The 12,954-nt window shown below is 49.4% G+C and carries 12 protein-coding genes; 8 read left to right on the top strand and 4 right to left on the bottom strand.

What is annotated here, in order from left to right:
* Window positions 1–48: 48 nt before the first annotated feature.
* The 4 genes from VFS25_RS03385 to VFS25_RS03370 all read left to right on the top strand — a co-directional run bounded on the left by VFS25_RS03385 (window position 49) and on the right by VFS25_RS03370 (window position 3,278).
* On the top strand, window positions 49–984 hold the full coding sequence (locus tag VFS25_RS03385; RefSeq protein WP_326460705.1) for a helix-turn-helix domain-containing protein: 936 nt from the start codon (window positions 49–51) through the stop codon (window positions 982–984).
* 96 nt (window positions 985–1,080) lie between these two features.
* Complete coding sequence (locus VFS25_RS03380; RefSeq protein ID WP_326460704.1) at window positions 1,081–1,959, top strand: pirin family protein; 879 nt, start codon at window positions 1,081–1,083, stop codon at window positions 1,957–1,959.
* A 54-nt stretch (window positions 1,960–2,013) separates the two neighbouring features.
* Window positions 2,014–2,538, top strand: coding sequence for a YceI family protein (locus VFS25_RS03375; protein WP_326460703.1), 525 nt, complete (start codon window positions 2,014–2,016; stop codon window positions 2,536–2,538).
* A gap of 329 nt (window positions 2,539–2,867) precedes the next feature.
* Complete coding sequence (locus tag VFS25_RS03370; protein WP_326460702.1) at window positions 2,868–3,278, top strand: OsmC family protein; 411 nt, start codon at window positions 2,868–2,870, stop codon at window positions 3,276–3,278.
* Window positions 3,279–3,288: 10 nt separating this feature from the next.
* Here VFS25_RS03370 and VFS25_RS03365 read toward each other — a convergent pair whose 3' ends face one another.
* Window positions 3,289–5,193 carry a glycoside hydrolase family 3 protein gene (locus VFS25_RS03365; protein ID WP_326460701.1) on the bottom strand — a complete coding sequence of 635 codons (1,905 nt, stop codon included), beginning with the start codon at window positions 5,191–5,193 and terminating at the stop codon, window positions 3,289–3,291.
* Window positions 5,194–5,525: 332 nt separating this feature from the next.
* Between VFS25_RS03365 and VFS25_RS03360 the strand changes: the two genes are divergently transcribed.
* From VFS25_RS03360 to VFS25_RS03350, 3 genes are all read left to right on the top strand, one after another.
* Complete coding sequence (locus tag VFS25_RS03360) at window positions 5,526–6,608, top strand: mechanosensitive ion channel family protein (RefSeq protein ID WP_326460700.1); 1,083 nt, start codon at window positions 5,526–5,528, stop codon at window positions 6,606–6,608.
* A gap of 2 nt (window positions 6,609–6,610) precedes the next feature.
* Complete coding sequence (locus VFS25_RS03355) at window positions 6,611–7,321, top strand: HAD family hydrolase (RefSeq protein ID WP_326460699.1); 711 nt, start codon at window positions 6,611–6,613, stop codon at window positions 7,319–7,321.
* 122 nt (window positions 7,322–7,443) lie between these two features.
* On the top strand, window positions 7,444–7,806 hold the full coding sequence (locus VFS25_RS03350; RefSeq protein ID WP_326460698.1) for a hypothetical protein: 363 nt from the start codon (window positions 7,444–7,446) through the stop codon (window positions 7,804–7,806).
* A gap of 84 nt (window positions 7,807–7,890) precedes the next feature.
* Here the strand turns inward: VFS25_RS03350 and VFS25_RS03345 are convergent, their stop codons facing one another.
* From VFS25_RS03345 to dxs, 3 genes are all read right to left on the bottom strand, one after another.
* Window positions 7,891–8,988: a PAS domain-containing protein gene (locus VFS25_RS03345; protein ID WP_326460697.1), complete on the bottom strand. Its 1,098-nt coding sequence runs from the start codon at window positions 8,986–8,988 to the stop codon at window positions 7,891–7,893.
* Window positions 8,989–9,176: 188 nt separating this feature from the next.
* Window positions 9,177–10,244 carry an iron-sulfur cluster-binding domain-containing protein gene (locus VFS25_RS03340; protein WP_326460696.1) on the bottom strand — a complete coding sequence of 356 codons (1,068 nt, stop codon included), beginning with the start codon at window positions 10,242–10,244 and terminating at the stop codon, window positions 9,177–9,179.
* 84 nt (window positions 10,245–10,328) lie between these two features.
* On the bottom strand, window positions 10,329–12,257 hold the full coding sequence (gene dxs / locus VFS25_RS03335; protein ID WP_326460695.1) for a 1-deoxy-D-xylulose-5-phosphate synthase: 1,929 nt from the start codon (window positions 12,255–12,257) through the stop codon (window positions 10,329–10,331).
* A gap of 219 nt (window positions 12,258–12,476) precedes the next feature.
* Here dxs and VFS25_RS03330 point away from each other — a divergent pair.
* Window positions 12,477–12,954: hypothetical protein (locus VFS25_RS03330; protein ID WP_326460694.1), on the top strand; the 478-nt coding region annotated here is incomplete at its 3' end.

Genomic DNA, 12,954 nt, shown 5'->3' with positions numbered 1-12,954 from the left:
TCCGGCAGACAGGGACGAGGAAATAGCAGGTACTTTTGAAAAAGACTGATGGCAGATAAGAAAGATCATATTGAAATAGTGTCGCTGCCGGAATATGCCCAGGCAGATACCTCTTTTGTGGTTTCCACCCTCTGCTCCATGGGCCCCGATTTCTTTGCCCACAACGAAACGCCGCACCGGCACGAGTTTTATACCATTTACTGGATAAAGAAAGGCGAGCTTAAACATACTATTGACACCGTTACCCATGTGGTAAAGCGGAACACCCTCTTTTTCCTGGCCCCGCGGCAGGTGCACAAAATGCACTTCAGCGAAAAGGTAGACGGTTATATGATTGCTTTCCCCGATGCTTTTATGTGCATGCAGGAGGCTGCAAATATGGCAGGCATACAATCCAGCCTGTTCATCAATAACCAGTTCAGCAGCGTTATTACCCTGGATGCCGAGCAGGAGAAGGAGTTTGAGGTAATTGTGCAGCGTATGCTGCGGGAAATGAGGGAAAAGGAAGCCGGCTATGAAACAGCGCTGCATAGCCTGCTACGGTATTTCCTGGTGCTGGCCTCCCGTATAAAAGGCGCCAGCATGGCCGCTGTGCCCGAACAGTTTGCAGCCCACAACAGCTCGGTATTCCTGCACTTCAAAAACCTGATAGAGGAGCATTACCATCATTTAAAAAATGTGTCGGATTATGCAGACCAGCTGCATATAAAACCGGTGCTGCTTAATGACATCAGCAAACAGCTGTCGGGCATTACAGCGGGAGAGCATATCCGCAACCGCATTATCCTGGAAGCCCAGCGCTATTTATACAATACCGATCTTACCGCCAAGGAAATAGCGTACAAGCTGGGTTTTGAAGACCCCCATTATTTCAGCCGCTTTTTTAAGAAATACACCAACCAAAGCCCTTCCGATTTCCGCGATACCGCCCGCGCTGCCGGCGCAACAATAGGTGGGGGTACCTTCAGCGCACCTATTTTATAAAAGTAATCTCCAAAAAAAGTACACCACATACCTCAATTAATCCATTTCCAACATTTGTTGCAACGTGTAATTTTGTGTCGTATTCAGGAGGTAATTATGAGTGCAACAGCAACAATAAAAAAGGTAAGTGAAATATATAAGGCGCCGGCGCCGCATATGGTGGGTGACGGATTTAGTGTGCAGAACGTGTTTCCCAACGGGAACCGCCTGGGAAGGCGCATCAGCCCCTTCTTTCTGCTGGATTATGCAGCGCCGGCTTATTTTCCGCCCGGGAATAAGCCCCGTGGGGTAGATGAGCATCCTCACCGCGGCTTTGAAACCGTGAGCATTGTTTACCAGGGCGCACTGGAGCACCGCGACTCTGCGGGTAACTTTGGTAAGCTGCATGCCGGCGACGTGCAATGGATGACGGCTGCTTCCGGCATAGTGCATGAGGAAAAGCACGAGCAGGAATTCACAAAACGCGGCGGCACGCTTGAGATAGCCCAATTATGGGTAAACCTGCCAAAGGCCTATAAAATGACGGCTCCGCGCTACCAGGAGCTTTTAAAAGAGCAGATACCCGTGGTGCCTGTAGGCAGCAACAGCCATGTGCGTGTAATTGCGGGTACATTTAATGGCCAGCAAGGTCCGGCGCATACTTTTACACCCCTTAACCTGTGGGATGTAAAGCTGGCAGCCGGCGATACCGTTACGCTGCACCTGCCTGACGGTTTTAATACCGGCATTGTAACGCTGCATGGTGAGGTGAACTATAACAACACCCATACTGCCGGGTCAGTGGAGATAGCCATGTTTGATACCGCCGGGGAAACAATAACAGTAACAGCTATAGCGGATGCTACCCTGCTGGTGCTTAATGGCCAACCCATTGATGAGCCCATTTTTGCCTACGGACCATTCCTGATGAACACACAGCAGGAAATTATGCAGGCCATTGACGACTATAATGCCGGCAAAATGGGGCACCTGTAACACCCGGTAAGGAACAACTGATTTTATATACTAACTATTTAAACAAAACACATTATGACAACCTGGAAAATTGATCCTGCCCACAGCGAAGTTCAATTCAAAGTAAAACACCTGATGATCACCTCTGTAACCGGGCAGTTTGCTGCTTTTGACGGTACCGTTGAAACCAGCAGTGATGATTTTGCTAACGCCAATATTAAGTTTGAGGCAGATGTAACCAGCATCAGCACTAAAAATGCAGACCGCGACGCTCACCTGCAGGCCGCTGACTTTTTTGATGCCGCCAATCACCCCAAAATCACTTTTGTATCAAAAGAGGTAAAGAAATTAGACGAAGAAAATTATAAAGTAACCGGCGACCTTACCATTCGCGGTAATACCCGCCCGGTTGAGCTGAGCGTAGAGTACGGCGGCACACAAAAAGATCCCTGGGGCCAAACCAAAGCCGGTTTTGAGCTGAGCGGCAAAGTAAGCCGTAAAGACTTTGGCCTTACATTTAACGCAACTACCGAAACCGGTGGCGTAGTATTAGGCGATGATGTAAAGCTGCTGGCCAGCGTACAGCTTATCAAACAATAAGCATTATAAATAACATAGTAATAGAAAGGGTTCATACGGACAGACGATTTTAATAAGGTAAATCAGCACGGAATAGCAGTAGGAAAAACAATCCCCTGGCAATGGTGAAGATGATAACGGGTGAGGAGTAACAACAGCAAGGCAATAACGATTGATTGGCATAAACAAGGCACCGTTTCGTAAAAGATCAGGAAACCATTAGCAGTACTGTTATAAGAGATGCAGGAATCAGTTGTCAGGAGAAAACGTAAACCGTCCCGGTTATTACCGGGGCGGTTTTTTTTAGTAATTTCAGTATTGTTTACAACTCACCTCAAAAAAGACAGATAATGAAAAGGACTGCAACCGCTAACTGGCAGGGCACCGGTAAGGAAGGCAAGGGCAACCTTACTACGCCAACGGGCATATTAAATAAAACGCCTTACACTTACAGCAGCCGTTTTGAAGAAGGCACGGGCACTAACCCTGAAGAGCTGATAGCGGCAGCGCATGCAGGCTGTTTCAGCATGAAGCTTAGCTTTCTTATAACCGGCGCCGGCTTTACCCCTGAAGATATTACTACAGTGGCTACCATTACGCTTGAGAACGGCGCTATTACCGGCAGCCATCTGCAGCTGCAGGCTACCGTGCCCGGCCTTGATAAAGCCCGGTTCCAGGAGCTGGCAGAGGATGCAAAAAATAATTGCCCCGTATCACGGCTGCTGAACACAAATATTACATTGCAGGCCGAGCTTGGGTAATTATGAATGCTCAATAGCTGAGCCCAAAGCCAAACTTATACAACGGGTTACGGGAGTCATACGGCACATCTTCTTTTTGCTGCCGTACCGCTTCCATAGAGGATGGCAGCTCTATGGGCAGCTTGCCGCCCGGGTTGGCGCGGCCAAAAACTACGTCCAGCACAGCGGCGTCACTGGCGCCAAAATCGGCCAGCAATCCTTTGGCTGCTTTGCTGATCTCCGGTATCACGGCAGGCCGGTCAAGGTAAATATCCACAATGGTAGGCACCGCGTGCAGCAGCTGCAGAATGCTGTCGCGCTGCCTGCCTTTAAAATCAAGATCGCCGTGGTGGAACATCTGCGCAAAGGGATTAGCCGTATTTACAGGGTACCATGGGGTGTTCAGCCGTATAATGGCTACATCCGCGTCTGCAGGCTTATCCACCACAATACCATACCGTGCGGCTGTTTTTGCGTCAATATTTTTTACATAAATACGCAGGGCGCCGGCCTTCAGCGGCAGCTTTTTTTCATCGTTCTTCAATAAGGTAATGGCCCTGCGCTGGGAGGCTTCCGCTGCCGATTGAAAGTCGGCATTTCCTATTATGGTGGCTGCTTTGCCGGCATCCACAAAAGGATTGTCAAATAAGCCCAGCTCAAATTTCTGCCGCAGCAGCCGCCTAACGGATGTGTCTATACGTGCTTCGCTCACCTGCCCGCTTTTTACCAGCTGTACCACTACTTCCGGAATGCTTTCACCGCCAAACTGGTCTACACCGGCATCCAGTATCTTTTTTACCCGCTGCGCTGTGTTCAGCTTTTCTACGCCCCAGGCCCTGGCCGGCCAGGTTACACTGCCCATTTTAAGATCGGTAACCAGGCCCCAGTCTGTACACACAACACCATCAAAATGATATTTATTCCGCAGCAAACCCGTTATAATGGCCTTGTTATAGCCAAAACCCACATTCTCGTCCGTTTGGTCTGTTGGCACACCATAATAAGGCATAATAGCGGCTGTATGCGCAGCAAAAGCAGCTTCAAAGGGTATAAGGTGGTAGTTGAAATTATGCCCGGGATATACCTGTCCCTGCTGAAATTCAAAATGCGGGTCCAGCCCGCCTTTTTGCGGACCGCCGCCGGAGAAGTGTTTGGTCATGCAGGCCACGCTTTGCGCACCCAGGGTATCGCCCTGGTAGCCGCGTATGTAAGCTGCGGTCATTTTAGCGGCCAGCCGCGCATCTTCCCCAAAAGTGCCGCTAATGCGGGGCCACCGCGGTTCAGTGGCCAGGTCGGCCTGCGGGTGCAGTGCTTCGCGTATGCCTACGGCCAGGTATTCCCTGCGCGATATATCGGCAAACATGCGTGTTACAGCGGTATCGCCAATGGCGGCCAGCCCTAAAGGCTCACACCATTGGGAGAAACGGGTGGCCTGTATTGCAAAAATATTATTGGAAAAATGGTTGCGCGGGTCCGATGCAATGGTTACGGGAACGCCTAAACGGGTAGCTGCTGCATGCTGTTGCAGGTTATTATACCAGGTAGCCATTTCCTTGGGTGCCGCCGGTATCTGCCACAGGTTAAAATGGTTCATCTTTTTTTCATCCATCAGCTTTATGGCAGCTGGTACAGGCATGGGACTGTTGTCCGGCTTATCATCCAGCGTACCGTCTGCATTCACTTTGGTGCCGTTAATAAACAGCATGCCGGCTTTTTCCTCCAGCGTCATTTGCCGCAGCAGGTCATTTACGCGCTGCTCCACCGGCTGCCGCCGGTCTTCATAAACATCCAGCTTACTATTCTTATTGAGGTCGCGGAAGGTAATACCATTTATGGTAAGCGTGCCATCTTTATTCCGGACGGGGCCTGTACGGCAGGCGGCAAGGGTAAGAGAAAGCACACAGGCGGCAAGGGGAACGGAAAAGGCTGTTTTCATACGTGGATATTTTTTACCTATTGAATATAAGCATTATTTATTCCGGGCACAACTATGCAAACCGGTAAATGCCCGGCGCTGCCTTATACCTGCTGATAGCCTGCAAATATGCCGCAGCATTGGTAACTACAGGCAACACTGCATATAACCGCTGAATATTCAATTATGCGCCTGCAAATGGCGCTCCGCACCCCAACCTGTTTCCGTTAATAAAAAAATAATGCGTTTCATGTAAAAGATGGGCGCTAAAGACCGGTCCTTTTTTTGAGGATGCTTATTATTGCACTACTGCATAGCGTAATACATTTATTCACCCATAAAACTAGATTGCCATGGATTTATTACAACAGGTGTATTGGGGTAATACATTGTTGAACTACTGCATTTCTGCGCTGATTATTTTAGTAGGGTTCCTTTTATTGCAGGTTATAAAGCGTATAGTGCTGAACCGTTTGCAAAAATGGGTAAATAGAACAGATAACAAGGCAGATGATTTCCTGGTGGTAGCTATCCGGCGATCACTGGTGCCGGTGCTGTATGCCATAGTAATTTTTATTGCATTAGGTAACCTGAACCTGCCGCCCAAATGGGATCATGTGATCAAAATATTGTTCTCCCTGTGTGTAACCGTATTTATTATAAGAGCTATTACCAATACCCTGCAGTTCCTGTTAACAGGCTATCTCTCAAAGCAGGAGAATGGCGAAGAAAAAACCCGGCAGGTAAGAGGCATTATGGTTATTATATCAGCTGTAATATGGATCATTGGTATGCTGTTCCTGCTGAATAACTGGGGCGTAAACGTAACCACGTTTGTGGCTGGTTTGGGTATAGGCGGTATTGCCATTGCGCTGGCCGCGCAAACCATATTAGGCGACTTGTTCAGCTATTTTGTGATCTTTTTTGACCGCCCGTTTGAAATAGGCGATTTTATTATTGTGCAGGATAAAATGGGCACGGTGGAGTATATTGGCATTAAAACCACACGCCTGCGCAGCCTTAGCGGTGAGCAGCTGGTGTTTTCCAATACCGACCTTACCAACTCGCGTGTGCACAATTACAAGCGTATGGAAACGCGGCGGATTGTTTTTCAATTTGGTGTTCCGTTACACACACCAAAAAGCAAAGTGGCTAAGGTACCCGGCATTGTAAAGGATATTATTACCCACATGGAAGGAGTACGGTTTGACCGTGCGCATTTTCTAAGCTTTGGCGCATCCAGGCTGGAGTTTGAGGTAGTATATATTGTGCTTACCGGCGATTATAATAAGTATATGGATTATCAGCAGGCTATTAACCTGGAGATGTTTGATGCTTTTGAGCAGGAAAATATTGAGTTTGCATTACCGGTACAAACACTGTATGTGCACGAACAAAAGGACAGAACAAACGCTGAGGAAGGCGTAAAATCATAAGCATGTTATTATTGGCAACAGACCTGGATGGTACGTTCCTGGGCGGCAGCCCGGCCGACCGTACCGGGTTATACGAGTGGATCCGGCTGCAGCATGAGCTGCGCCTGGTATTTGTTACCGGCAGAGGGCTGCCCAGCGTGCAGCCCCTGCTGGACGATCCGGCCATACCCAACCCGGATTACATTATTTGCGATGTAGGCGCTACCATTGTGCACGGGCATAACCTGCTTCCTGTGCAGCCGGTACAGGCTGCCATTGAAAAAAAGTGGCCGGGGCAGGAGCTGGTGCGCATGCGTATGGAACAGGTGGCCGGCCTGCGTTACCAGGAGGTGCCGCAGCAACGCCGCTGCTCTTTTTACTATGATGATACCACTGCTATAGATGTAGCAGTGCAGATAGCTACAGAGCTGGAGTGCGATGTAATACAGTCTGCAGGCCGTTTCCTGGATATAATGCCCGCAGGCGTTAATAAAGGCAGCACCCTGGTGCAGCTGATAACACAGCTCAATTATCCCGCCGGCAAGGTGCTGGTAGCCGGCGATACCATGAACGACCGCTCCCTGTATGATGCCGGCTTCCGCGGTGTGGTAGTGGGCGCTGCAGAACCCGCGCTGTTGCAGTACACGCTGCACCATACCCATGTGCTGCAAAGCCCAAAGCCGGGAGCAGCGGGCATTATGGACGGCATACACTGGTTTAACGGTAATAAATAAAAAGGTTGTAACTTAGGTATGGCTTTCACGATGTGCAATGGATATTGAATAAAAGCTATTGGAAATGATGAGCAACTCCACTATTATTTTTCATCATTTAACTGCTAAAAAATCAATGCACCATGGAGATCCCAACACAGACGAACGACCTGCAGCAAATTAATTCCTGGAAAAGTGATGTAGATGCCGTGCGGCAGGAAATGCGTGCCATGCGCAGCAGGTTGGAAGAAATGGCACATAAGAAAACAGATGCTGAAATGCTGGCTCATGTTGAGCACTTTCAAAACCAGTTCATTTGCCAGCTGGAAGTGGCTGATGAGCTGTACCACGACCTGAAGCAGACTGCCAAAAAGTTATCCAACAACGTGTATGTAATACATGATGATCGTCCTGTAGCAGATTACCCGGCGCTGCACGACCGTATGGAAACCTTTCATAAATTATATGGTGAGCTAAAAAACGAGTTCGAGCAATTTGTAAAATAAAGCAGCAGCAGCTAAAAAGGCAGCCGGCGTTGATACACGGGGTTGCCGGCTGTAAACGGCTTATTAACGCTAACCGCTGTTTATTCATCCTTCCGGCCCCTGCTCTATTTCCCTTACTTTCTCTTCCAGCTTGTGAATGATGTCATCCAGCTCGGAGGTGCTGCTGTGCAGCCAGTTAATCAGCTGGTTATTAAGAATAGGGTCATCATTATACCGGTCGGTAAGCAGCTGTGTAATGCCCAGGATTGACACTACCGGGCGCCTGATCTCATGCGAGTTAATCCTGGCTATTTCCCGCAGACCTTTACCCTGTTGGTGCAGGCGGCGTATAATACGCTGTTTTTCTATAATGGGATCAATATCCTGCAGCAGTCCTACTACGCGTACGGCTTTTTGGTTTTCACGTATAATATAGCCCCGGCTCAGCACATTTTTATAGCGCCCGTTGTCGCACAGCAGGCGGTACTGCTGTTCAAAAAAAGCAGCTGTATTGGTCATATACCCCCGCAGGGTGTTTAACACGCGTTCCCGGTCGTCAGGATGCACTTTGTTCAGCCACCAGCTGCTGTTTGCAACAGCGTTGGGCTGGTAGCCAAAGAGGGTATAAACGCCATGGTTCCAGGTTACACGGTCATTAACGGCATCCCAGTCAAAAATGGCGTCTTTGGTGGCTTTGGCCAGCAGCTCATAACGGATGCCTATTTCTTTTGCTTCATGGCTTTCCCTTATTTTTTCATCTACATCCACCGCCATTATTACCCGTGTTTTACGGCCCAGGTAACGCTGATCATGTCCGTACAGCTCTACATAAAAGCTGGTGCCGTTTTTCCTGCGGTGTTTCCACAGGCCGCGGTAATGTGCGCCATCATAGTGCAGCAGCGGGTTCTCCACTATCCTTTCCGCCTCTTTCGGATCACGTATATCCTTTATAGTTAGTAGCAGGAACTCTTTTCCGCTATACCCGTATTTATCAATGGCAGCCTGGTTTACAGCCAGGAAACGCAGCGTGCCGCACTCGTATATCCACATGGGTATGGGATGGGCGTCAAATACACGTTGATATTGTACGGCGTGGTGGTAATGATGTAACAGGTATAATAACAGCAAAGTGCTCAGTACGGCAAATCCGCCATAAACAGCCCATGAGGGCAGGGGTAAAAAGCGGTTACAAAGGTAAAGCAAGCATACCCATAAGGCTGTACCTGTAAAACATACACAAACCTGCCCTAACGGGTGATAGCGCATAGCGGATTTTAGCGAGAATTTAAGAGAAAATGGCATAAGCAGCAAAAACTTGCCGGAGCGGCTGAGTTATAATAATGTTTACATTGGTACAAAATTTAAATTATTAGTTTGGCAGCAGCTGCCATTCACAGTACAATCTCAACCATATCGCTTGCCGGGTAGCCCACGCAGGTAAGCACCAGTCCCTGTGCCACCTCCGCATCGGTCAGCACTTCATTCACCGCCAGCCACACCTTGCCCTGCGTGCATTTGGCCGTACAGGAGCCGCATACTCCGCCTTTGCAGCTGTAAGGCAGGGTAATGCCTTGCTGCAGGGCGCTGCTCAGTATATCCTGGTTGCCGGGTACTTTTATGTTGTAGGTAGCAGCGCCAACATGCAGCCGTACCTGTTTAAGCGTTGCATCCTGCGGGCGCCCTGCCTTTTCCAGCTTTACGCCGGTGTTTACCACAAAGTTCTCTTTATGCAGCTGGCTGGCATCAAAACCCATAAAGGTAAGCGTAAGCATAATCATGCGCATGTAATCGGGCGGGCCGCAGACAAAGAACTGCGCGGCGGCCTTATCATGCTCACTATGCGGCAGCAGCTTATTTACCAGTGGCTCCAGCAGTATATTGCTCAGGCGGCGCGGCGCACTGTTGTCATCAAATCCCTGCTGGCTGAAAAAGTAAATGCATTGCAGCTGCCGGCTAAACTTTTCCTGCAATGCCTGCAGCTGTTTAAAGAAAATGGTTTGCTGCGGGGCGGGACTGCTGTACAGCAGTATTACCCTGGCCGCCGGCTCCCGGTACAGGATATGTTTTAACAGCGAATAAACAGGTGTAATGCCGCTGCCGGCTGCAAATAAAAAAATGGAGCGGGGCCGGCCGGCTATCCGGTCCAGCGTAAAGCGCCCGCTGGGCAGCAGTGATGTTACCACATCGCCCTTTTGCCAATGCCGTATAATATGGCGGGAGATTTCTCCGTTTTGTTTTTCGCGGATGGTAACCGCCAAATGAGCGTCTATGCCCGGTGTAGAGCTCAGGGAGTAAGAGCGGCGGTAGGTAGTGCCATGTATGTCTACCAGGAAGGTAAGGAATTGCCCCGCCTGGTAAATTACCGGCTCCGGCGCCGTGTTTTCCAGGCAGTAAGTATAGGTGTCCGGTGTTTCCTGTATAATACCGGTAATGTGTAAACGAAGATAAAGATCCGGCATGGTTCAAATATACTGAAAAGAAAAAGGTGAAGCACGAAAGGTGGTGGTATGCCTTCATGCTTCACCTGTTATTTTTAAGCTCAGTTATTCTGCTATAACAGTAATCTTGCTTTTCAGCATTTCCCGCACTTTAGCAGCAATGGCCGGAGCATCGTACCCGCATTCACGGTGCAGCTCTTCGGGCTTGCCATGTTCTACAATACGGTCGGGAATGCCTAACATCCTCACTTCTGCATGGTAGCCGTTCATGGCCATAAATTCCAGTATGGCGCTGCCAAATCCGCCGGTCAGGGAAGCGTCTTCTACGGTGATGACTTTATTGAACTGCCGGAAAATTTCGTGCAGCATTTCCGTATCTAATGGTTTTACAAAACGCATATCATAGTGCGCGGGTTGCAAACCATCGGCCAGCAGCTCTTTACAGGCTTCTGTTACAAAATTGCCGGGGTGGCCCAGGGAAAGAATGGCAATGTCTTTACCATCGCGGATCTTGCGGCCGGTGCCTATTTTAATTTCTTTAAATGGCTGGCGCCAGTCGGGCATAACGCCCTGCCCGCGGGGATAGCGTATTACAAAGGGCAGCTGGTTGTCCGGCAGCTGTGCGGTGTACATGAGGTTGCGCAGCTCTTCCTCATTCATAGGCGCGCTTACCACCAGGTTCGGAATGCAGCGCATATACGCTATATCATAAGCCCCGTGGTGGGTAGGGCCATCGTCGCCTACCAGGCCGGCGCGGTCCAGGCAAAAGATAACCGGCAGCTTTTGAATGGCTACATCATGTATCACCTGGTCATAGGCGCGCTGCATAAACGAAGAGTAAATGTTGCAGAACACCCGCATGCCCTGTGTGGCCAAACCGGCTGAAAGGGTAACGGCGTGCTGCTCGCAAATGCCTACATCTATAGCGCGGTGCGGCATTTTCTCCATCATAAATTTCAGGGACGAGCCGGAGGGCATGGCAGGGGTAATACCCATAATGCGCTCGTTTTGTTCTGCCAGCTCTATGATGGTGTGGCCAAATACATCCTGGTATTTGGGCGGCTGCGGTGTGGTAACCGGCTTTTTGAAAATTTCGCCGGTGATTTTATCAAACAGCCCCGGTGCGTGCCAGGTGGTTTGATCCTTTTCTGCCAGCGCATACCCTTTACCTTTAGTGGTAACAATATGCAGCAGTTTAGGGCCCGGAATGTCTTTCAGGTCCTGCAGGGTATCTACCAGCTTAATAATGTTATGCCCGTCAATAGGTCCGAAATAGCGCAGCTTGAAAGACTCAAACAGGTTGCTGGAGCTTGATACCACGCCTTTAAAGCCGGCTTCCAGCCTGGAGGCCATTTCCCGGGTAAAGCGTTTGCCTACCGGCAGCTTGCCCAGCAGGTTCCATACATCATCCCGCAGCTTGTTGTAGGTGTGGGAGGTGGTAATATCGGTGAGGTATTCTTTCAGCGCGCCCACATTAGGGTCTATAGACATGCAGTTATCGTTCAGGATAATCAGCAGGTTGGCGTTTGATACGCCGGCGTGGTTCAGGGCTTCAAACGCCATACCGGCGGTCATGGCGCCATCGCCTATTACGGCAATGTGCTGCCGGTCAAATTCCCCTTTTTGCTGGGAGGCAATAGCCATGCCCAAAGCAGCGGAAATGGAGGTGGAGGAATGGCCTACGCCAAATGTATCATAAGGGCTTTCATCCCGTTTAGGGAAGCCGCTGAGGCCTTTATATTTCCGGTTGGTATGAAATACTTCGCGGCGGCCGGTAAGTATTTTATGGCCGTATGCCTGGTGGCCTACGTCCCATACCAGCTGGTCGTACGGGGTATTGAACACATAATGCAAAGCAGTGGTAAGCTCCACCACTCCCAGGCTGGCCCCAAAGTGCCCGCCATGCACGCTTACCACATCAATAATGTATTGACGCAGTTCTTCGCAAACCTGGTGAAGCTGTTCTTTGCTCATTTTCCGCAAATCGGCGGGATATTGTATCTGGCCCAGTAGGGGGCCGGGAGTTATGTTCATACCGGATCAGGGTGTATTATAAATATAGCAAAAATAGCTAAAAAATGCGCAAAAATGCAGATGTGCGGCAATCCGGTAACGGAATAAAAGCCACGCATTCATCTGCACGTCCGCACATCCACCTATCCGGACTTCCGCCCTTTGATAACATTTGCTTTCAGGCCGGCAGTGCCGTATGGTATTTTTGAAATAAATGAACAGTTTACTAATTTCAGATTGATGTTTAAACACATATCAAAATATTGGTGGTGCCAGATATTGGGATGGACAGCGTATTTTGTGACCAATGTTTTTTTTGCGTATTCCTATGTGGGTAAGGTAGAACCGTCGTATTTAGTAAACTTTGCAATCTTAATCACTTTCGGCATACTGTCTACACACCTGCTCCGCAAGCTGATAAACCGCCAGAACTGGTTCCAGTACAGCTTTGAGAAGCAGGTATTATTGTTCTTTTGTTTAATGATAGGCACCGGCATTATCATTTACCTGGGCGCCACCCTGGTGGGTAATATGCTGCGCCCCGAGCCGCATAAGCTGTTTTCGCGCCGTGAGGTAGTAGGCGGCCTGCTGTCAAACTTCCTGATCACCTCCATCTGGTGGCTGATCTATTTCATCTGGCATTATATAGACCGGAGCCGGAATACACAGCTTGATAAGCTGAAGCTGGAGAGCACTGTTAAAGAGCTGGAGCTGAAAA

It is taken from the genome of Chitinophaga sp. (genome assembly GCF_035761305.1).
In the GTDB taxonomy this organism is placed as follows: domain Bacteria; phylum Bacteroidota; class Bacteroidia; order Chitinophagales; family Chitinophagaceae; genus Chitinophaga.
This window is presented reverse-complemented; position numbering and strand designations above follow the sequence as displayed.